23 protein-coding genes are annotated in these 20554 nt (G+C 46.9%); 16 read left to right on the top strand and 7 right to left on the bottom strand.

Features of this window, described 5'->3' with window-relative positions:
* The first annotated feature begins 4 nt into the window (after positions 1-4).
* Together cobO and AC5YBX_RS14190 are read left to right on the top strand one after the other, a co-directional pair.
* Positions 5-682: a cob(I)yrinic acid a,c-diamide adenosyltransferase gene (gene cobO / locus AC5YBX_RS14195; RefSeq protein WP_373317383.1), complete on the top strand. Its 678-nt coding sequence runs from the start codon at positions 5-7 to the stop codon at positions 680-682.
* Between the two features lie 236 nt (positions 683-918).
* A complete protein-coding gene (locus AC5YBX_RS14190) occupies positions 919-1110 on the top strand; it encodes a hypothetical protein (protein WP_494520969.1) in 192 nt (63 codons plus the stop codon).
* Between the two features lie 98 nt (positions 1111-1208).
* Here the strand turns inward: AC5YBX_RS14190 and AC5YBX_RS14185 are convergent, their stop codons facing one another.
* Positions 1209-2168, bottom strand: a complete 960-nt coding sequence (locus AC5YBX_RS14185) for an integron integrase (RefSeq protein ID WP_494523891.1) — start codon at positions 2166-2168, stop codon at positions 1209-1211.
* 776 nt (positions 2169-2944) lie between these two features.
* On the opposite strand from AC5YBX_RS14185, the gene AC5YBX_RS14180 reads away from it, so the two are divergent.
* The 9 genes from AC5YBX_RS14180 to AC5YBX_RS14140 all read left to right on the top strand — a co-directional run bounded on the left by AC5YBX_RS14180 (position 2945) and on the right by AC5YBX_RS14140 (position 8059).
* On the top strand, positions 2945-3388 hold the full coding sequence (locus AC5YBX_RS14180) for a hypothetical protein (RefSeq protein ID WP_494523890.1): 444 nt from the start codon (positions 2945-2947) through the stop codon (positions 3386-3388).
* A 450-nt stretch (positions 3389-3838) separates the two neighbouring features.
* The gene (locus AC5YBX_RS14175) at positions 3839-4363 is read left to right on the top strand and encodes a hypothetical protein (protein WP_494523889.1); all 525 of its coding nucleotides are present in this window, start codon (positions 3839-3841) and stop codon (positions 4361-4363) included.
* Between the two features lie 104 nt (positions 4364-4467).
* Complete coding sequence (locus AC5YBX_RS14170) at positions 4468-4854, top strand: hypothetical protein (RefSeq protein WP_494523888.1); 387 nt, start codon at positions 4468-4470, stop codon at positions 4852-4854.
* A complete protein-coding gene (locus tag AC5YBX_RS14165) occupies positions 4851-5243 on the top strand; it encodes a hypothetical protein (RefSeq protein WP_494523887.1) in 393 nt (130 codons plus the stop codon). The genes AC5YBX_RS14170 and AC5YBX_RS14165 overlap by 4 nt, the downstream gene beginning before the upstream one ends.
* 88 nt (positions 5244-5331) lie before the next feature.
* Entirely contained in the window at positions 5332-5544 is a 213-nt protein-coding gene (locus AC5YBX_RS14160) for a hypothetical protein (RefSeq protein ID WP_475514784.1), read from the top strand.
* Between the two features lie 399 nt (positions 5545-5943).
* Positions 5944-6150 (top strand): zinc ribbon domain-containing protein, encoded by a 207-nt coding sequence (locus AC5YBX_RS14155; RefSeq protein ID WP_110457298.1) that lies wholly within the window; start codon positions 5944-5946, stop codon positions 6148-6150.
* 196 nt (positions 6151-6346) lie between these two features.
* Positions 6347-6592, top strand: coding sequence for a Rho-binding antiterminator (locus tag AC5YBX_RS14150; protein WP_494520975.1), 246 nt, complete (start codon positions 6347-6349; stop codon positions 6590-6592).
* A gap of 214 nt (positions 6593-6806) precedes the next feature.
* Entirely contained in the window at positions 6807-7625 is an 819-nt protein-coding gene (locus AC5YBX_RS14145; RefSeq protein ID WP_475514782.1) for a cobalamin-binding protein, read from the top strand.
* 50 nt (positions 7626-7675) lie between these two features.
* Entirely contained in the window at positions 7676-8059 is a 384-nt protein-coding gene (locus AC5YBX_RS14140; RefSeq protein WP_494520977.1) for an MAPEG family protein, read from the top strand.
* 241 nt (positions 8060-8300) lie between these two features.
* On the opposite strand, the gene pyrC is transcribed toward AC5YBX_RS14140, so the two are convergent.
* Positions 8301-9329, bottom strand: coding sequence for a dihydroorotase (gene pyrC, locus AC5YBX_RS14135; RefSeq protein ID WP_494520978.1), 1029 nt, complete (start codon positions 9327-9329; stop codon positions 8301-8303).
* A gap of 413 nt (positions 9330-9742) precedes the next feature.
* Between pyrC and AC5YBX_RS14130 the strand changes: the two genes are divergently transcribed.
* The 3 genes from AC5YBX_RS14130 to AC5YBX_RS14120 all read left to right on the top strand — a co-directional run bounded on the left by AC5YBX_RS14130 (position 9743) and on the right by AC5YBX_RS14120 (position 12394).
* Complete coding sequence (locus AC5YBX_RS14130) at positions 9743-11395, top strand: FAD-dependent oxidoreductase (protein ID WP_494523886.1); 1653 nt, start codon at positions 9743-9745, stop codon at positions 11393-11395.
* Positions 11396-11476: 81 nt separating this feature from the next.
* On the top strand, positions 11477-11920 hold the full coding sequence (locus AC5YBX_RS14125; RefSeq protein ID WP_494523885.1) for a YeeE/YedE family protein: 444 nt from the start codon (positions 11477-11479) through the stop codon (positions 11918-11920).
* Positions 11921-11929: 9 nt separating this feature from the next.
* Entirely contained in the window at positions 11930-12394 is a 465-nt protein-coding gene (locus tag AC5YBX_RS14120) for a DUF6691 family protein (protein WP_494520981.1), read from the top strand.
* Positions 12395-12471: 77 nt separating this feature from the next.
* Here the strand turns inward: AC5YBX_RS14120 and AC5YBX_RS14115 are convergent, their stop codons facing one another.
* From AC5YBX_RS14115 to yjjX, 5 genes are all read right to left on the bottom strand, one after another.
* Positions 12472-12915, bottom strand: coding sequence for a SufE family protein (locus AC5YBX_RS14115; protein WP_494523884.1), 444 nt, complete (start codon positions 12913-12915; stop codon positions 12472-12474).
* 32 nt (positions 12916-12947) lie between these two features.
* The gene (locus AC5YBX_RS14110; protein ID WP_494523883.1) at positions 12948-14159 is read right to left on the bottom strand and encodes an aminotransferase class V-fold PLP-dependent enzyme; all 1212 of its coding nucleotides are present in this window, start codon (positions 14157-14159) and stop codon (positions 12948-12950) included.
* An 89-nt stretch (positions 14160-14248) separates the two neighbouring features.
* Entirely contained in the window at positions 14249-15289 is a 1041-nt protein-coding gene (locus AC5YBX_RS14105; RefSeq protein WP_494523882.1) for an NADP(H)-dependent aldo-keto reductase, read from the bottom strand.
* Between the two features lie 287 nt (positions 15290-15576).
* A complete protein-coding gene (locus tag AC5YBX_RS14100) occupies positions 15577-16545 on the bottom strand; it encodes a bifunctional helix-turn-helix transcriptional regulator/GNAT family N-acetyltransferase (protein ID WP_494520985.1) in 969 nt (322 codons plus the stop codon).
* A 195-nt stretch (positions 16546-16740) separates the two neighbouring features.
* On the bottom strand, positions 16741-17310 hold the full coding sequence (gene yjjX, locus AC5YBX_RS14095; protein WP_494524830.1) for an inosine/xanthosine triphosphatase: 570 nt from the start codon (positions 17308-17310) through the stop codon (positions 16741-16743).
* 515 nt (positions 17311-17825) lie between these two features.
* Between yjjX and AC5YBX_RS14090 the strand changes: the two genes are divergently transcribed.
* Both AC5YBX_RS14090 and AC5YBX_RS14085 read left to right on the top strand, forming a co-directional pair.
* Positions 17826-19097, top strand: coding sequence for a serine/threonine transporter (locus tag AC5YBX_RS14090; RefSeq protein WP_494520986.1), 1272 nt, complete (start codon positions 17826-17828; stop codon positions 19095-19097).
* 63 nt (positions 19098-19160) lie between these two features.
* The gene (locus AC5YBX_RS14085) at positions 19161-20528 is read left to right on the top strand and encodes an L-serine ammonia-lyase (protein WP_494520987.1); all 1368 of its coding nucleotides are present in this window, start codon (positions 19161-19163) and stop codon (positions 20526-20528) included.
* Positions 20529-20554 lie beyond the last annotated feature (26 nt).

The following is a 20554-nucleotide window of genomic DNA, read 5'->3' as shown; positions in this document are numbered from 1 at the left end:
AAAGATGATGACGGATATTAACAAGGGTGAAAACAATCACCAGAGCAGCACTGATAATAGCCCTGAGCGCGATCACGATAGCAGAGAGCAGGATAAAGCCGAGCGTCATAAGGCGCGCCAACAAAAAGTGAAGGCGGCGGTCGATGCCAAAATTGCTCAGGCGCAAACGGAAAAGGGTGTGCTGTTAGTGTTAACCGGTAACGGCAAAGGCAAGTCAACAGGCGGCTTTGGCAATATTACCCGCGCAGTGGGTCACGGCAAAAAAGCCGCCGTGGTGCAGTTTATCAAGGGCAATTGGCCTTGTGGTGAACGCGCCGTATTAGAAAAAGTCGGGGTAGCGTTTCATGTTATGGGCACAGGCTTTACCTGGGAGACACAAGATAAAGCCAAAGACACCGCGGCGGCGCAAAGCGCTTGGGAAGCGGCCGAAACCTTGCTTAAAGACGACAGTATCGACATTATTTTACTCGATGAACTGACCTACATGGTGAGCTATCACTATATTGAGCTCGAGCGGGTCCTTGAGGCACTTAAAAATAGGCCGCCGATGCAGCATGTGATCATCACTGGCAGGGCGTGCCATCGCGCCATTATTGAGTTAGCCGATACTGTGAGCGAAGTGCAGCCGATAAAACATGCCTTTGAGGCCGGAGTTAAAGCGCAAATCGGATTTGATTATTAAGTTAGAGAGAGTTTGGACTAGTGAGTTAAAGGCTAAGGTACTTTTGCTCCAAAGTGTGCTGGCCTTGGAATGAAGAACGATGACATTTGTTTGAGTAGCGGCTGGCTGCATTTTTATTTATTGATGTGCTTTGAAGACGCACCTTAATGGCAATCTATCACCTGCGGTGAGCTTATGTGCAAACACTTCTGCGACACGGTGAGTGAAGCGTAGCTTCGCGCTAACGAACGAGAGGCATGGACGCCGAACTGGCTTTTAGACATGGACGTTGTTCAAGCACAATCCCTGTGGGCTCTACGCCAGCATCCCTGCTGGCAAAGGCCGCAGCCGCGTTTACACTTGGTATCGAACGTTTCTTCGATTTGGCTGCATTTGGTGTGAATTCAGAGTTAAATGCTAACGTGCTTTTGCCCCTTTATCATTTATAACAATTACTCATTCGAACTTTGTGTTTCTGTGTTTACCTTATATTTATTAATGCGGAAAGCAAAAGATAAGGCCCTAGTAACTTGTCTTGTAGTATGCCTTAAAGACTATCAAGAGGGCTTATGACCCCAGTATGATGGCCACCAATCACATGGGTATATATCTCGGTTGTTTTGACATCACTGTGTCCCAATAACTCTTGGATGGTACGAATGTCATGCCCTTTGAGTAATAAAGATGTTGCAAATGAATGGCGGAAAGTATGGGCGGTAACGCGCTTATCTATACCACTGTTAGTGGTAGCTTGCCTTAATGCACGTGAAAAAGCCGTTGGATGAATATGGTGTCTGCACACGTAGTTGTCACTTGGGTGCATACAACGGCGGCTAGCAGGAAAGATATATTGCCAATGAAACTTAGAGGCGTTACTGCGGTATTTTCTGATGAGAGAGATGGGCAATGAAGCAAGTCCAAAGCCATCTGACAAATCCGTCTCGTGGAGCTTTTTTACCTGTTTTATTTGTGACTTTAGAGTATCAATCAATCCGTTAGGTAGCATACAAACTCGATCTTTTTGCCCTTTACCTCGGTACACAAAGATAGATTTAGTGGTTAGATCAATATCTTTTACCCTAAGTTTTAAGGCTTCCTTTAATCTTAGCCCTGAGCCAAATAGGATGGCACCAATTAAATAGTGGCAGCCTGACAAATTGCTGATGATCAGTTTTGCTTCTTCGTTAGACAATACCTGCGGTATTCGTTTAGGGGCTTTTGCATAGGGAAATTGTAACTCATTGGGCTCCACTTTTAACACATGGCGACAAGCAAATACAATGGCACATAGGGCCTGTTTCTGGGTGCTCGCCGACACTTCACACTCCACAGCTAAAAAGCAGAGAAATTGTTCAATCAAAGCGGGGGTTATATCAGCGCCATGACGAATATTGCAATGTCGAATGAAATAGCGGTTCCAATAGAGGTAGGATTTTTCTGTTTGATAGCTGTAATGGCGTACCCTGATCTCTGTCCGTATAGCCTCCAAAAATGTTAATTGCCCCATAACCGTTACCTCACTAGTGAACTGTATGTATATACAGTTATAATTCAAGTTAAGATAATTACCATGAAAAAGATGCATAAATCGTTTGATTGGCGCATCGATAATACTAACTTTTAAACATTAACTCATTATTATCAATAGTTTGTAATATATATAAAAGTGTTATGCAGACCTCGTAAACACCTATGCATCTTTTTTATCTGTTAAATTGTCATATTTAACCTGTATTTTTTGTTAAATAAAATATTTACAACAAACACTTACAAGTGATATTTTGACGAAGAGACTTACAAGAAAGCAGGAGGTTATCCTGCTGCTAATCAATAAGCTGTTAAATGGCTGTTCTTAAAGTATTTATAAAATGGGTTTTCTGCAAACTGATTTTTGATCTGTAAATTGCGAAGTGTGTTTGCTTTTCTTCGTTCATAAATCATCGAAAACCTGTTATTTTACAACACTTAAAATGTAATTCGTCTTTTATAAACTTGTTTCACGCCAAGTGCGGTAGCGTGTCTGGTTTTCAAAACCTGACAAATTTATAGTATTAAATATGGGTTTAACTTTGTTCGTCAACGCGCGTCGTTGAATGTGAAATTAAATCTAAAAAAGGCAATTAAATCGTGGTGAATTGGCAATTCGTTTCACACTAAATGGGCCAGTTAACAAGCAATTTAAACGGAACTAAAACGGCTGGCTACGTTTCGCTCCGCTTCACAGTATAGCCAACCATTTTAGTCCGCTTAATTGGACGTTAGCACTCATGGAGAACTCGAAGCATGTTTGAAGATTTAGGATTAATTGTTGGGATCATCGGTACTGCAATTGCTATATACCAAGCAGCTATTATCAATGAGTCAAAGAAAAGAAAAAATGAACTTCAATACCTTTTTGCTGGAATAAATGCTGCTGCCGTTCAAAAACAGCAAGCGTGGCAAAATCAAATTGCGTTATTGCCTAAGCCGTCAACACCTGAAGAATGGGCAGTAGCACATTCATATATAAGAGCACGAGATGATATGGCCGAAATTGCCAATTTAACTAGTGCCTTAGAGGGGACTATTGATCCCGACAACTCCGCAATTGTTTCCATGATGGATAAATATAAAACGATAGTAGATAAAAATAACCTAATGAGCCCACCAACAGGTTTCGAATCTGCTGCAAAAAGTGCTAACAAGTCAAGTCAGCAGGACGCCAGCGAAGCTGGCGCCTCTGCTTGAGGCGTTATGTTGCAAGGAAGATTCCTAGTTTGGTGAAATTTCGAAAAGTAGTTTTTGGCCTCTCAGTAATATCCTTGTTCTTGTTTTTCCTACTTCATTATTTGGGTCATAGCAAAGAGTCTTTAATCAGTGTTTATGTATTTATCTTTTTCTGGGGCATAGAAAAATGTTTATCTTGGAAACTAGGTTATAAAATTGGAATTGGACCAATGGTAGCAATACCATCAAACGCAGATAGAAAATTAAGGTTGCTCGGGTTAGTCTGGGGCTTGTTGTTTTTAAGTATCGGTGTTTTTAATCTGTTCAAAGTAGTAGCAACATAACAAGAAAATTAAGCGGGACTGCTAACAGTTGGCTCGGTTCCGCTTCGCTTCACATTTTAGCCAACTGTTTATCAGCCCCTTATTTGGGCGTTAGGTGAAATATAGATCTTAACATCGGAGGTTTTAAATGATTCCAGGCAATAGAAATCCGAACATTAACGGGAGTTTAAATCCCAATATCAATGGCTCAATAAACCCGAATATCAATGGAAGCTTGAACCCAAACATCAACGGGTCAATAAATCCGAATATAAATGGTAGCATTAACCCAAGAATTAATGGCTCACTTAATCCAAATATAAATGGCAGCCTCAATTATTCAATTAATGGATCGTTGAACCCTTCCATCAATGGCAGCATCAACCCTTCAATAAATGGATCAATAAACCCGAGCATCAATGGCAATATTGATGGCTATTATCTATTTAATCTAAGCAACAGCGTTATAGGGTACCTGTTTCCAGCGGGAGAAAACCTGTATGTACGCTACGATTCAAGTTTGAATCACATAGGTACTGCGGCATCAAATGGTGAAGGAGTCGTCTTGCTTTTTGACAAAAGAAACAGCTGGGAAGGTCATATGGTTGCTTGCGGAGATAATAACTATGTTATTTTCAACACATTGAATCAGTGGGTTGGATTTACCAGCTGAATCACCTAACAAACAAAGGCAGCATCGCCCTGAGGGTTGGACGCGCTAACGCGCGCCGCTGCTTTGGGCGTTATGTTTTTCGAGAGTGAATATTAAGATAGATAATGAATAATCAGAAAAAATTAAAAAAGTACGCTAATCAATTTATCGAAAGGTTAAAGCCTAGTGTTCGTGGTGGATATAACATATCAGCCAAGATACACCCTGCAATAGGTAAAGGTGCTATCTTAGAGTTTGAGATTAATGATGATAAGAAAAGTAAAATTACTCTTACGCCTAATGTGACATCGATTAATAAAACATTAGAAGGGATTGAGCAGCGACTAATTTCAGGTAATCTTAATAACGTTAGCTTTTCAGGCACTAATGTCTATATGGAAGGGAATCGAATTCTCTTGATCAAAGGAGAAGATGATCATGATAGTTGGAATAACTCAGCAGTAGAGGATGACATTAAGAGAATAGTTTCTCCAAGTGGGGAGATGTCGTGAATACCGAATTAAGGATTGATGAAACACTGGGAAAATTGGATCAGCGACTATTTATATTAGAATCTACAAATACATGGCAAGACTGGTTTGGTAAGCACCCTGGGATTGTGATTGGCGGTGTTATAGCAACTTTAACAACAACGCTTGTAACTGGCTTTTGGTATTACCATACATATGAAGTTAATCGAATTGAATCTAGACATAATGTTGAGATTTCACGGCTAGTTAAGATAAATGAAGAGAAAATAAAGTGGCTAAAAGAGCAAGATTTAAAAGAAGATCTTGCTGCTACAGAAAAATGTAAACTAGAAAAATCGCGCGTGAATCATAAGTTAGATCAGTGCAAGGTATCACAAAACATAACAAGCAGCAGCAAGCCGACTTCGTAAACTGTCACGCTTTTTGTTCCAAAAAGCCCGCCAGTTTACGAAGCGGTTGTGCTGGGCGTTATAAGTAAATCAAAGTAAGGAGTTTTAAATGGATATTAATGCTACTTCACTAGGTCAAATAATTGCCCTTATTATTTTTATTATGCCGTTAATCTTATCTTTAAAGTCAAAAGCTGTATCCGGTTATCATAAACTGGCTTGGTTCTTTCTGACTTTGTTTTTTTCTTGGTTAGGCTTCCTTGTATTTTATTTTACGATTGTTAAAGCTAAGTCGTATGAAAGTGGTAAAAATCATTCATAGTTATAGAAAATAAATAGACATATATGGACGCTCCCAGTTAGTCAAGGCTGTACTTCGCTAACCGAGGCAGTTTTGCCTTAGTTTCTATTTGTTCTTGGCTCTCGTTCAGTGCTTATTGATTGACTCTTTCGCTTTAAGCAACGCTTTTAAAAGTAGCGAATACATAGACAGGCATAGTTAATGCTCTAGCCAAAAGAGTTTGCCATCCGCATCATAAAACTCACTATTTAGACTCAAATAAACCGTTTTCCTTATCCATAAATAACAATAGGCGTTGAAAGTGTATTTGCCGATGTAGGGCATGACAATGTGTATTGATATTGGTTAGTAACTTAGTTATGTTATTGATTGGTAACGGATGTGCATCTATTTGGTAGCATTTATTAAAAAGGAATTAATATGTCTAAAAATTGGAAATGCCCCAAATGTGATTGTTGTGATTATGATACGGATACTATTGCAACGACGGGAAGTGGTTGGTCTAAAATATTTGATATGCAAAACCGAAAATTTACTGCTGTAATTTGCACTAACTGTACTTATACCGAATTTTATCGCGGTAAGACGAGTGCCTTAGGTAATATTTTCGATCTATTCACTAATTAATCAAAGCTGATAAAAGTTAAGTGGACGCCATCCATGGGCTCAATCTTGTTTGGCTTAACATTGAAGTCCACCGTTTGGCTCTTTTAAGGGCAATTTCATTTGGCCATTGCCTCTAAGGTTAACATTGGGGATGGGGACCGGTACCTGAAAGTGATGTTATTCTGCCTACTCTATCCAAGTGAACAGGACGCGGTTTATGATCAGTTGCGCTAATTATGACTACATAGAGATAGTTTGCTTGTTTAATTATCCTGTCGAAATCACATTAAAATCGGGTGAGGCCATCACAGGAAAAGCTATTGATACCGCAAAAAATCATCAAGGTGAAGAGTGCATAAAACTCAAGATTGAACACGATGATTTATTGGTTGTTTTAGACTCGATGGCAAAGCTAACGATTGTCGTTGATAACCCCCATTTTAAGGAAGTTTTATTCGACTAAGTCGGCAGCGGCTTCGTTCAGAAGTATCTGCACATCCCCAGCTTATGCAGGTCTGTTTCCACCACCGAGCGTATAGCGATATACTCCTGACCCAGAAAAAGAACCTATGCTATTGCTTATGTCTGGCTTGGATTGCTGCACCATCAGCAGCTTCTAGCTAGCGGCCGAGGATTGAGGTAAGCAGCGCGAGATGCGATTAAAGGATAAGAATAAAATGATAAAAAAATGGATGTTAGCCCTGCTATTAAGCTGGCCTGTAGTGGCATTGGCCGCCCCCGCGAGCAGGATTATCGCCCTGTCGCCCCATGGCGTTGAGATGCTTTATGCCATTGGCGCGGGTGATAATATTGTCGCCACCACAGATCACGCCGATTTTCCCGAGGCGGCAAAGCAGATCCCCCGCATCGGTGGCTATTATGGGATTCAAATTGAGCGGGTGATTGAGCTCAACCCAGACTTAATTGTGGTGTGGGGCAGTGGCAATAAGGCCGAAGAGATTGAGCGTCTAAGCCAATTAGGCTACCCCATTTATAACAGCGACCCTAAATCGTTGACCGCAGTGGCAGAGGATTTACTGGCATTGGGACAGCTCACCGGCCATGAGGCGCAGGCGCAAAAGGTGGCCAGCCAGTATCAGCAGCAGTTGCAACAATTGCGACAGCAAAACCAAGATAAGCCACAGGTGAAGGTGTTTTATCAGTTATGGTCGACGCCGCTAATGACGGTGGCCAAAGGCAGTTGGATAGAGCAGATCATCGAGGTGTGTCATGGCGAGAATGTGTTTGCCGATGCAGCCAGCGCCTATCCGCAGGTGAGCCTCGAAGCCGTGCTATTGAAGATGCCACAGGTGATTTTGCAAAGCCAAGATAAAGGCAATGTCAATGGGGTAGACTGGTCGAGTTGGCAGGAGATCCCGGCGGTAAAACAGCAGCACATTTATCAACTTAATGCCGATTTATTACATCGCGCTGCGCCGCGCGCTATCTTAGGTATCCAGGCGCTGTGCCAAGCGCTAGATAAGGCGCGCTCATAAAGTGCGGTGATTAACCCCTTGCCCGTTATTTGCTAAAAGGAATATGCATCATGACCATTTTATTAACTTGTTTATTGTTAGCCATGTTACTGCCTTATTTGGCCAAGGGGCCGGTGGCGGTAGCTATGGCAAAGTTGGGGGGCTATGACAATCATCAACCTAGAGCCCAGCAAGCGCAGTTAACTGGCTTTGGCGCGCGAGCGGTCGCTGGGCATCAAAATGCCTTTGAATCGCTACTGATTTTTGGCTTGTCGGTGTTGAGCGTGATCGCGCTAGATAAGGTGAATGACACTGTGGCGTTACTTGCTGTGGGGCATATTATTGCGCGGGTCGCTTACCATATTTTGTATCTGCTGGATAAAAGCACCTTACGCTCGCTTTCTTGGTCGGTCGCCATCGGCTGCAGCTTTGCCATTTTTGCTCAAGCCTTTTAATGGTCTTTCATCGGCCGATTGCCGCTGCTATCGGCGCTTGGCTCAGATTAGCTTGGCTTAGTTAAGATTAGCTTGGCGTTAGCATAAGCGTATCGTGCCCATAAAAAACACCGCCGTGATGGCGGTGTTTTGTTATCTAGCTTGGCCATTAGCCCAAGCCCTAACGTGGTGTGCGATTTTCATCGCCCAGTGAGTAAGCTCTGGCATATCGACAGTCACGCAAGCCTATAGGCTGTTTGGCTTAGTCTTCGACTTGCCACTCGATGCGCTCGCCTGCGCGAATCGGCACCACACCTGTCTCACCCAGTGGATAAGTGGCTGGCACATCCCAGCTGCGTTTTACTAGGGTGATGGTGTCGCTGTTGCGCGCTAGGCCGTAAAAGTCAGGGCCGTTGAAGCTGGCAAATCCTTCCAGCTTATCGAGTGCATTAACCGACTCAAATGCCTCGGCGTACAGCTCGATAGCCGCATGAGCGGTATATGAGCCGGCGCAGCCACAGGCGGCTTCTTTACGATCTTTGGCATGAGGCGCCGAATCTGTGCCTAAGAAGAACTTTTTGCTGCCACTGGCCGCCGCAGCCAGCAGTGCCTGCTGGTGAGTGTTGCGCTTTAAAATGGGCAAGCAGTAAAAATGCGGACGAATACCACCGGCTAACATATGGTTACGGTTATACAGCAAGTGATGGGCGGTGATGGTTGCGGCCACATTGTCTGGCGCGCTCATCACAAAGTCGACCGCATCCTTGGTGGTGATATGTTCAAGCACAATTTTCAGCTTGGGAAAATCCTGCACCACTTGCTTTAAGGTGTTCTCGATGAAAATGGCTTCTCTGTCGAAGATATCGATTGATGAGTCGGTGACTTCACCATGGACCAAAAACAGCATCCCCACCTCTTGCATCGCCTCAAGCACTGGGTAGATGTTGTTCACATCGGTCACGCCAGAATCTGAGTTGGTGGTGGCGCCCGCAGGGTACAACTTAGCGGCAACCACTTTGCCAGAGGCTTTGGCGGCGCGAATATCCTCGGCCGTGGTGTTGTCGGTTAAATACAGCACCATTAACGGCTCAAAGTTGGTGGTGGTGACCGCTTTGATACGCTCATAGTAGGCCATGGCGCTGTCAAGGTTAGTGGCGGGTGGCACTAGGTTTGGCATGATGATCGCGCGGCCCATATAGCGGCCAGTGTCTCTAACGGTATCGGCAAGCACGTCGCCATCGCGTAGGTGAACATGCCAGTCGTCGGGGCGAGTAATGGTTATTGTGGTCATTGAGGTATCTTTCTTTGGCGTAGAGTGGCTGGATCTTATGTGGCTAAGCGAGCGCTGTAAAGAGCCAAAAGGGCACTTATTGACGCTCAATCGGCGATAAATCATCTGTTTATCTCCTTCTTTAGTCATAATTACGACGGTTTCACATCATTAACCCATTAACTGTGTTACTCCAATATGAATAATGAAAATCTGATCTCTTAGGTTTTTCTAATAAAAGAATTTTGCATGTACCTATAGATGTAATACACTCGTCGGCTCATAAAAACTGAGCTCGTTGCCTTGCACAACCGCTGTTAGTCGATTGAGGCAGGCCAATCAAGCTAAGGGCTCAGTTACTCGAAAAGCCGAAGCACCCGGGGCACCGCGACATAGGCCAAGGTGAATTTGAATCGCAAGTCAGGAGACAGTAAATGAACAAGTTATTGATTATTGGTGGTGTTGCCGGTGGGGCATCGGCTGCGGCTCGCGCCAGACGATTAAGTGAAGATGCTGAAATTATTATGTTTGAGCGCGGCGAATATGTCTCTTTTGCCAACTGTGGCTTGCCTTATCATATCAGTGGTGAAATCAGTGAACGTAGTGCCTTAGTGTTGCAAACTCCAGAGAGTTTTAAGGCGCGCTTTAATGTGGATGTACGGGTGCAGCATGAAGTGCTTGCTATCGATAAGACGGCTAAAACAGTGACGGTTAACAATTTACGCACTGGCGAGCAGTATACCGAGCACTTTGACGCCTTAGTGTTGTCACCGGGCGCAGCGCCTATTACGCCGCCGATCCCAGGGCTTAATAATCCGCTGACGTTTTCGCTGCGTAATATCCCAGACATGGATCGCATTTTAGCGGCATTGAAACAGCAGCAACCGCAACATGTGACAGTGGTGGGCGGCGGCTTTATTGGCCTAGAGATGATGGAGGCACTGCGCCATCTGAATATCGAGGTCACGCTGTTGGAGTTGTCTAATCAGGTGATGATGCCAGTGGATCTTGAAATGGCTAATCTGCTCCATCAAGAAATTGTTGAGCATGGCGTAGATTTACGTTTGAACTGCGGCCTTAGCGCTGTTGAGCAAATCGAAGGTGGTTTACAGCTTTCGCTGAGCACAGGTGACACATTAACAACGGGCATGTTAATTACCGCGATTGGGGTCAAGCCTGAGACACGTCTTGCGGTCGAAGCCGGATTGGCGATTGGCGAGTTGGGCGGCATTTTAGTCGACGATAAGATGCGTACCAGCGACAGCGCTATTTTTGCGGTTGGGGATGCTGTTGAGGAGTTTGATTTACTCACAGGTGAGAAGGCATTAATCCCACTGGCAGGCCCAGCAAATCGTCAGGGACGCATAGCCGCCAATAATATTTTCGGCGCTGATGACAGCTACAACAAAACCCAAGGCACGGCGATTTGCCGCGTGTTCGATCTGGCGGTAGCCAATACCGGCCTGAATGAAAAACGCCTGCAAAAATCAGCCATCGGCTTTGATAAAATTTATGTACATGGTGCTAGCCATGCCAGCTATTTTCCTGGGGCGCATCCGGTGTCATTGAAGCTGCTTTACAGCACTGAAGATGGCAAGATTCTAGGCGCGCAGGCCGTGGGTAAAGATGGGGTCGATAAGCGCATCGATGTGCTGGCCGTTGCGATTAGAGCTGGGCTGACGGTTTATGATATGCAAGATATGGAGCTGACTTATGCGCCGCCTTTTGGCTCGGCTAAAGATGTGCTCAATCAGGCGGGTTTCGTGGCCGCCAATATCTTAAAGGGCGACAGCCGAGTGTGTCATAGTGAAGAAATTGATGCTCGCAACCCTGCGCAGTGGCTGCTTGATATTCGTAATCCAGGTGAATTAACCAAGATGGGCGCCATTGAAGGGGCGGTCAATATTCCGTTAGATCAATTGCGCGATCGGTTAGATGAACTGCCTAAAGATAAAGAGATCTTAGTATTTTGCTATGTTGGCCTACGCGGTCACGTGGCATACCGTATGTTGGTTAATCATGGCTTTAAAGCCAAAAACTTAACCGGGGGTTACAAAACGTACTTAATGGCCAATGCACATTATTAAGGCGCGTATCTAGGCTCATTCGACTTAAATCGATTGAGCTTATTAAATTTTATAAGTTATTGAAGGTGAAAGGAGTATTCGATGTTTTCATCCTATGTTATTGCATTATGCGGTGGCTTATTAGTGGGGCTAGGGGCGATTTTACTGCTCCTGCTCAATGGCCGCATTGCCGGCATTAGTGGTATTTTATCGGGCGCGCTATGGGGCAGCGATGACAGCAAGACCCAAGCCAAAGGCTTGGGCTGGCAATGGTATTTTCTGGGCGGGTTATTGCTTAGTGGTGCCATCATGGGCGCACCGCTTGAGGCGATATTTGGCCTTGCGCCTATCGAGTTAAGCTCAGTGTTGCAGTCGACTCCGTTACTGCTTATCTCGGGTGTTTTAGTGGGATTAGGCTGCGCGATTGGCAGTGGCTGTACGAGTGGCCACGGCATTTGTGGCGTTGGCCGCTTATCGCCCCGCTCGATGGTGGCGACACTGGTGTTTATGCTGATGGGTGTTATTTCTGCGGTAGTTTTCCACTAAGGTGTTGAGATGAAAAAGATTGTTGCACTATTTTGTGGTGTATTATTTGGTACAGGTTTAATGCTCTCTGGGCTGGCCGATCCCGCTAAAGTGATTGGCTTTTTAAATGTGAGTCTACTGCTGAGCGGCGAGTGGGACCCGACCTTGCTGTTTGTGATGTCTGGCGGTTTGGCAGTTTATTTACCCTTGTATCTGCTGGTGGTTAAGCCTCGTGTGCAGGCTAAGCTTGGCCCCGTATTTGATAAGTGTTACCACCTGCCCACCAAGCGCGCTATTGATGCGCCCTTGGTCATTGGGGCTGCCTTGTTTGGTTTAGGCTGGGGCATGATAGGTATCTGTCCTGGGCCATCGATTGTTAATTTAGCCCATCTGGACCTGCCTATGGTGTTATTTGTTGTGGCGATGATCGTCGGGGCCTATATTGGCCGGCAGATGAATCGAACCCTGCCACTGACGGCCAGCAGTCGCCAGTAGTGTTGCTTATCAACAGCAGTAAAAAGCCTCCTAACGGAGGCTTGTTGTCTATTGGAACAGGGCCTATCGGGGCGAGCTTATTGAGCGGCGGCTTTTATGGCTAACGCCAGAGCATACAGGCCGTTAGTACGAGATGGGCTCAGCTGACCGGTTAGGCCTAACTGGTCAAAATAGGCGTTAATATCCAGCGCCGCGATGGTTGCACTGTCTTGGCCATGGGTGACGGCAAGCAGTAAGGCGACTAAGCCTTTTACGATACGGGCATCGCTGTCGGCCACATAATAGTGTTTGTTGTCGATAGAGGTGTGATACAGCCACGCGTTACTTTCGCAGCCTTCAACCTTAGCCGTCTCTGTGCGCAGGCTTTCATCGAGTGGCGGTAAGGTTTTGCCCAGTAACATGATCTCACGATAACGCTCTTGCCAGTTGGCGGCGGCGTTAAAACGCTTGATGATCGCCTCGCTATCGAAATGCTGGGCTAAAAAGAGGGCCTCGGCCGGTTGTGGAGTGGCTTGCGTCATGGAAGTCCTTAAATTATGCAATGGGCCGCGCTTTACAGCAGCAGGTCTTTGACTGAGGCAAGCGCCTCGATAAAACGGTCGATATCTTGCTTACTGGTATACACCCCAATAGAGGCGCGGCAGCAGCCGTTAAGCTGTAAGGCGTGCATCAGCGGCATGGCGCAGTGGTGGCCGCAGCGCACCGCAATACCTTGTTGATCCAGTAAAATCCCCACATCTTGATGGTGCTCGCCAGCAAGGTTAAAGGCCACAGCGCCAATATTATCCTCATGGGCACCGTATAAGGTGATATCGCCGACATCGCTAAGCCTGCGTTGCAGGTACTGGAGCAACTCAGTTTCACGTTGTTGTGTCTGCACTTTATCTAAGCCTGCAATAAAGCGTATCGCAGCCCCCAGGCCGATAACGGCGCTGATCGCAGGCGTGCCGGCTTCGAGTCGGTTAGGTAACGAATTAAATTGGGTGCTTTCAAAACTGACCTGTTTAATCATCTCACCGCCCGTGAGCAGTGGGCTGAGGCTATCGAGGCGTTCAAAGCGGCCATAGAGAATGCCAACGCCAGTTGGGCCATACATTTTATGTGCCGAAAACAGGTAAAAATCGCAGTCGAGTGCCTGCACATCCACCGACAAATGCGCAATGGCCTGCGCGCCGTCGATCACTGTGATCGCCCCTGCTTGTTTTGCTTGTTTAACCATCTGCTGCACAGGATTGACCGTACCAAGCACATTAGACACATGTCCAAGGGCGACGATGGCAGGCTTATCGGCCAGTAGCCGCGCGTAGGCGTCTTGGTCGAGGCGCTGTTGTGCATTGAGCGGAATAGGGACAATCCTTGCGCCAGTGCGCTGAGCGAGCATCTGCCATGGCACTATGTTGGCGTGATGGGCGGCGCTGTCGATTAAAATAGTATCGCCTTTGCGTACCTGCTCACTCAATCCGTGGGCAATCATGTTGATGCCTTCGGTGGTGCCATGGGTAAAGATGATCTCTTCGCGGCGCTTGGCATGAATAAAGCGCTGCACGCTGTCGCGCACCGCTTCATAACTGGCGGTGGCTCGGCTCGATAACTGGTGCGCTGCGCGGTGTACATTGGCATTATCGTGTTGATAATACTGAGTCATCGCCTCTATCACCGCTAATGGCTTTTGGCTGGTGGCGGCGGTATCAAGGTAACACAGCGGGTAATCCCCTAGAGTTTGAGCAAGGGCGGGAAACTGCGCGCGCAGTTGAGTTAAGTCCATTGGTGGTTCCGGCAGCAATAAATAAACAGGCGCTAGGATCTTGGGAGATCTTAGCGCCTATTGCAAGCTTTTGTCACATCCCTTGCCCGTTAGGGGCAGGGCAGGCGATAGCGATCGGCTAGTTTGTTGAGTCTGGCCAGTAACGGCTCGCTCAGAGTGACATTGAGACTGTCGATATTCTCTTTGAGCTGCTCAAGGTTGGTGGCGCCAATGATGTTAGAGCCGACAAATTTTCGGCTGTTGACGAAGGCCAAGGCCATTTGCGCTGGACTTAGCTTAAATTCGCGCGCCAATTCCACATAGGCTTGCGTCGCTTCGAGCGCTAATTGGGTACCGTTATAACGGGCAAAGCGCTTAAACAGCGTCATGCGCGCGCCTTCGGGCCATTGGCCGTCGAGGTACTTGCCACTTAGGGCACCAAAAGCCAGTGGTGAATAGGCCAGCAGCGGCAACTCTTCGCGGTGGGCGATTTCGGCCATGCCCACTTCAAAGCTACGGTTGAGTAAGTTATAGGGGTTTTGCACGCTAATGATGCGTGGTAAGCCATGTTTTTCTGCCAGTTGCAGATATTTCATCAAGCCCCAAGGGGTTTCGTTAGAGACGCCAATGTAGCGAATTTTACCGGCGCTGATCAGCGAGGCTAAGGCTTCTAGGGTATCGATGATCGGCGTGAGTTTTTCTTGCTCTTGCTGCTCGTAACACAGTTCACCAAAGAAGTTGGTGTTTCTGTCAGGCCAATGCAGTTGGTACAGGTCGATGGTCTCAACCTGTAAGCGACTCAAAGAGTCATCGACCGCTTGGTGAATATTACGCCAGTCCAATGCCATATTGGGACGAATATAATCGCTCTTGCCACCGGGAGCCGACACTTTAGTGGCGATCACTAGGTTGTCGCGATTGCCACGCGCCTTGAGGTATTGGCCTAATATGCGCTCGGTCTCCCCTTGAGTTTCGGCCTTGGGGGGCACCGGATACATCTCGGCGGTATCGATAAAGTTGATGCCTTCGCCGATGGCGTAATCGAGTTGAGCAAACGCCTCACTTTGGGTATTTTGCTCGCCCCACGTCATGGTGCCAAGGCAAAGTTGGCTGACGTTGAGGTTAGAATGCGGGAGTCGTCTATAGTCCATGAAAGTCTCCGAAATGCACAACAATAATGTTTAAAACTAGGGGGCAGTGGCTGTTGTAGGGGGATTGGCTTTGCGGGTAAGATGAGGCTTTAAGGTCATCATTGTTGTCTTACCTAGCGGCCCTACCATGGCCAAGAATCGCGCCCCTTGGGCTTAACAGCATGAATCGGAAAAAACTCATCTGTAAATACCACTAGACCCTATCAATCTTTATTGTAAAACACTAGTTAATTTGTTGCCCCACAATTCAATAATGTATCTCAATGATTTTAATGTTAATTGTGCGGTCAAAGTTTGAGCAGCATAGGGAGTTCACAGGCATCATGGCCAGTGTCGCCTAAGGGCTGATTTAGGTGTTCGAAGCCCAGTTTTTCATATAATACCAAGGCTTCTTTGAGGCAGGCCGTGGTCTCTAAGTAACAGGCTTGATAACCTTGCTTGCGGGCAAACTCTAGCGCTTGCAAGGCTAAACGCCGCGCAAAGCCTTTGCCGCGTAAGCTGGGCAAAAAATACATTTTTTGCAGTTCACAAATTCCATCATGGTCGGCTAATGGCGCGATCCCCGCCCCACCTAATACTTGTCCATTGTGAGTGATGACCCAGTAGTGGGCATCACTCATCTCATAGACCTGATACAAGCTGTCGAGAGTGGGGTCGGCAACCCCATAGCCTTTATCTGGTGTGAGGCCATATTCGGCCGACACACAGCGGATTACCTGGGCGATGTGAGGGTTATCGTTTGGAGTTATACTGCGGATCGCAAAGTTTTGTTGCTGCTCGGCATAGGCGATAGCCCGCGAATACAGGTTTAACGAGTCGGTGAGCTGACTCACTTGTGCCGCAGAGAGCTGGGCGAGGATCTGCTGATATAAGGTATTTTGTTGCTGATTAAGGTTTTTGAGCTGGCGTTTACCTTGGGGTGTCAACTTGCATAATGAACTGCGGCTGTCTCTGGGGTTAGTGCGGCTTTGTGCGAGTCCTTTTTCACACAGTTGGCTGACGGCGCGACTGGCATTGGACTTGTTGATATTAAGCAGCTGTGCCAGTTGATTGACCGATAATTCTTGGTTACTGAGCTCGATTAATGCATGGGCTAGCACAGGTGATAAGTTTAACGGCATACCATCGGTGTTGAGCATTCCCAATTGCCTGACTAAGCGGCGTGATATTTTTCGTAACGAGGAGCAGGTTTGCGGTAACCCAGTCTCCGTTAGCTGTGAGACATTATCAAGAGAAGTGATGCTATTGTCAGTCATTGGCGATCCGTTGTCATTCATAGGTGGGTTGCGCGAGTCGTCTAGCAAGCGATTGAGGTTATCATAAGCATGCTACCGATAACGTGCGTATCCTATTTAGTTGCAATGGATACCTAATTTAGACGGCTTATTTTTTAAATGCAAGCCTTTGCTAATATATAGCCGCCATGACCATGGGGCGGCTAAGTTTGAGCCTTAAACATAAACCTGTGGATTTAAAATGGGGGCCATTGCCAACACAATCGCTTGGGTGTAAACGCTTTCGCGACAGGCTTTACCGTCCGTCAGTAGGCCTATGGCACCGCCTTTTTGCTTAATGTTGACTGTGTTAAACAGCCTATCCATGACATCACCTAACTCTTCGCCGTCGACTAAAGCTTGATACACTGCAGTGGGGAGGGGCAGTTGGGCGCTACGACCGACAGACAGTTTGCCTTGATGGATAATGGCCATGTAAGCATAAGTGGCAGCGCCATGCTCGAAACAGTCAACACCGCCTTCCATGGCGATGTAGAGTTCGGCGCTTAAGTGGGGTTGTAGCTCTGCTTGTTGCTCACAGTAGCGCGCTCGGTTGATAGCGCCTGCACGAGTCTCGCTATCTGTCATGGGCTGCGCAGCCACGCCAGAAGGGGCGTGGATACCTTGGCTGATGATCTGCGCCTGCGGAAAGAGCAAGGCGATGGCATTGTGCGCCGCGGTAATTTTTACTGGATTCGTCGAACCGACGGTAATACGAATAGGACTCTCTGTCACAAGCGGGGGCATGAACTCATCTCGAATTAACTGTGTTTTAGCCACTATTTTGCCATAGCCGCGACCATAGTGCATGAGCCTGGCTAGATTTTGTCACGATTGTAACATTTTCGGCAGAGTGGCGACCTAAGTTGCACGGTCAATATAATGTGATCTTGGTTGGGGTTGGTGTTGCTTTTGCTGGTGCGCGTCTCGTTTTTGCTTGTGGCGTGACAAATGTCGTTATTTAGCTTTTGCGCAATTATTGTGTTGCCCAGCCAGACTGGCTTTGCGGTAGCGCAACTGTTAACGCTAGGTGTATATAAGTTAATCCTGCATTACCAATATGAAAAATTACTACAGCTTTAATTGAACACCGATCACAATATTAGCTGATTATGAAATTTCATTACAAAATACCGTGTCAGATCAATTTTTAGTGCACTTTATCCTATATTCTGTGACCGAATTTAGTCGTACTGCTAGGAAAATCCTAGTCAGTCGTAGCAAAACATAAGATGCCTTGAGCATCAATAAAGGTCACATTTATGCAAAATGAAGCGACAGTTTCTCAAGTGTTAACCCCGGCTCCGTCGAAGTGGACCCGTACCGATACAACTTGGATGTTAAGCCTGTTTGGCACTGCGGTTGGTGCTGGTATTTTGTTCTTACCGATTAATGCCGGTATGGGCGGTTTTTGGCCTCTCGTGATGATGGCGTTGATCATCGGTCCTATGACCTATTTAGCCCATCGCGGTTTGTCACGCTTTGTGTGTTCGTCACAAAAGCAGGGCAGCGACATTACTCATGTGGTTGAGGAGTATTTTGGGGCCGGCGCAGGTAAAGCGATCACTGTGCTGTACTTCTTTGCGATTTATCCTATCGTACTGATTTATGGCGTTGGTATTACCAATACTGTCGACAGCTTTATCGTCAATCAGTTAGGCATGGCATCGCCACCACGCTTTATTTTGTCAGGTGTGTTGATCTTAGCCATGATGGCGGTGATGGTGTCTGGCGAGAAATTTATGCTTAAAGTGACCCAGCTATTGGTGTATCCATTAGTGGGCATCTTGGCCTTCATGTCTTTGTACCTCATCCCAAGCTGGAAAACCGATGCCTTGATGCAAGTGCCAGCTACCGCTGACTTCTTAGGCACTGTGTGGTTAACCATTCCGGTATTAGTGTTTGCCTTTAACCATTCACCTGCTATTTCACAGTTCTCAGTATCGCTTAAGCGCGAGCATGGTCAGAACGCGGCGAAAAAAGCCGACGTGATTTTGCGTAACACCAGCATGATGTTGGTGGGATTTGTGATGCTATTTGTGTTCTCTTGTGTGTTGTCACTCAGCCCAGCGCAACTTGGTGAAGCGAAAGCGCAAAACTTACCTATCTTATCGTACTTGGCCAACGTGCATGCGAGCGGTTTTGTCAGCTACTTTGGTCCTATCATTGCGGTTATCGCGATTGTTTCTTCATTCTTTGGTCACTATATGGGAGCGACAGAGGGGATGCGCGGCATCATCACTCAACAGCTTCGTAGCGCAGATAAAAAAGTCAGTGACAGTAAGATTGATAAGTTTATCTTGGCATTTATGTTCCTCACCATCTGGGGCGTGGCGATTATCAACCCAAGTATTCTTGGCATGATTGAAGCGTTAGGCGGGCCAATTATTGCGGCTATCTTATACCTAATGCCTATGTACGCCGTATACAAGGTGCCAAGCTTGAAAGCCTATCGTGGCCGCATTAGCAATGTGTTTGTGATCATTGCGGGCTTGTTGGCAATGACAGCCATTCTCTTTGGCATGCTGTCTTAAGCTACTGATTGAAGGCCGCCAGTTCAGTTATGGCTGGTCGGCCTCATAAGTGTAAGGTCTATTATGGTTAGCGCATTTGATATTTTTAAGATAGGTGTGGGTCCCTCGAGCTCACACACTGTCGGGCCGATGAAGGCCGCCAAAGGGTTTATTGACGACTTGCGTCAACGAGGCGAGCTGACTCAGCTCACACGAGTGACCGTAGATATTTACGGTTCATTATCGTTAACGGGTAAGGGACACCATACCGATAGTGCCATCATCATGGGGCTGGCAGGTAACTTACCTGAAACGGTCGATATTGATTTAATGCCTGAGTTTATTCGCCAAGTGGAGCTGACATCAGCATTGCCACTGGGGGCCGAAGGCCACCGAGTCGACTTTCCCAAGGACGCGGTGGTGTTTCATCAACACGCCTTACCCCTGCATGAAAACGGCATGACGCTCAGTGCTTGGATAGGTGACACCTGCACCTACAGCCAAACCTATTATTCGATTGGCGGCGGCTTTATTGTCGATGAAGCCCATTTTGGTTTAGCCGCGGCCAATGAGATTGTCGTGCCTTATCCTTTTGCGTATGCCAGCGACCTGCTGAAATTGTGCGATGAGACCGGCATGAGCATCAGTGCCATTATGATGGCCAACGAGAAGGTGCTGCGCAGTGAGCGGAGCATACTCGACGGATTTGGCGCGATTTGGCGCACCATGAAAGAGGGCATTGAGCGCGGTTGTCAGAACGAAGGGGTGTTGGCAGGGCCACTGCGCGTGCCACGTCGTGCGCCGGCGCTGTTTCGCCAGTTAGTGACTAACGAGCGTTTATCATCGGATCCTATGGTGATTGTTGATTGGATCAACATGTTTGCCTTAGCGGTGAGCGAAGAAAATGCCGCTGGTGGCCGCGTAGTGACATCGCCCACCAATGGTGCGGCGGGGATCATTCCGGCGGTGCTGGCCTATTACGATAAGTTTATTCAGCCGGTGGGCGAGAAAGAGTATAGCCGCTTTTATCTTGCTGCCGGAGCCGTTGGTGGCTTGTACAAGCGTAACGCCTCGATTTCGGGTGCCGAAGTTGGTTGTCAGGGTGAAGTGGGGGTTGCTTGCTCGATGGCGGCCGCTGGGCTTGCCGAGTTGATGGGCGCTAATCCTTCTCAGGTGTGTATTGCTGCCGAGATTGGTATGGAGCACAACTTAGGTTTAACTTGTGATCCGGTTGCAGGCCAAGTGCAGGTACCTTGTATCGAGCGTAATGCGATTGCTGCAGTTAAGGCGATTAACGCGACTCGCATGGCGATGCGCCGTAACAGCGAACCTAGAGTCAGCTTAGATAAGGTGATTGCCACCATGTACGAAACTGGCAAAGATATGCATGTTAAATACCGTGAAACCAGCCAAGGTGGATTGGCGATTAAGGTCACCAGTATTTGTGCCTAATCATTAATTTCTAGCCGTTAGATAAT

The sequence above is a fragment of the Shewanella sp. 492 genome, from assembly GCF_059338445.1.
This window is presented reverse-complemented; position numbering and strand designations above follow the sequence as displayed.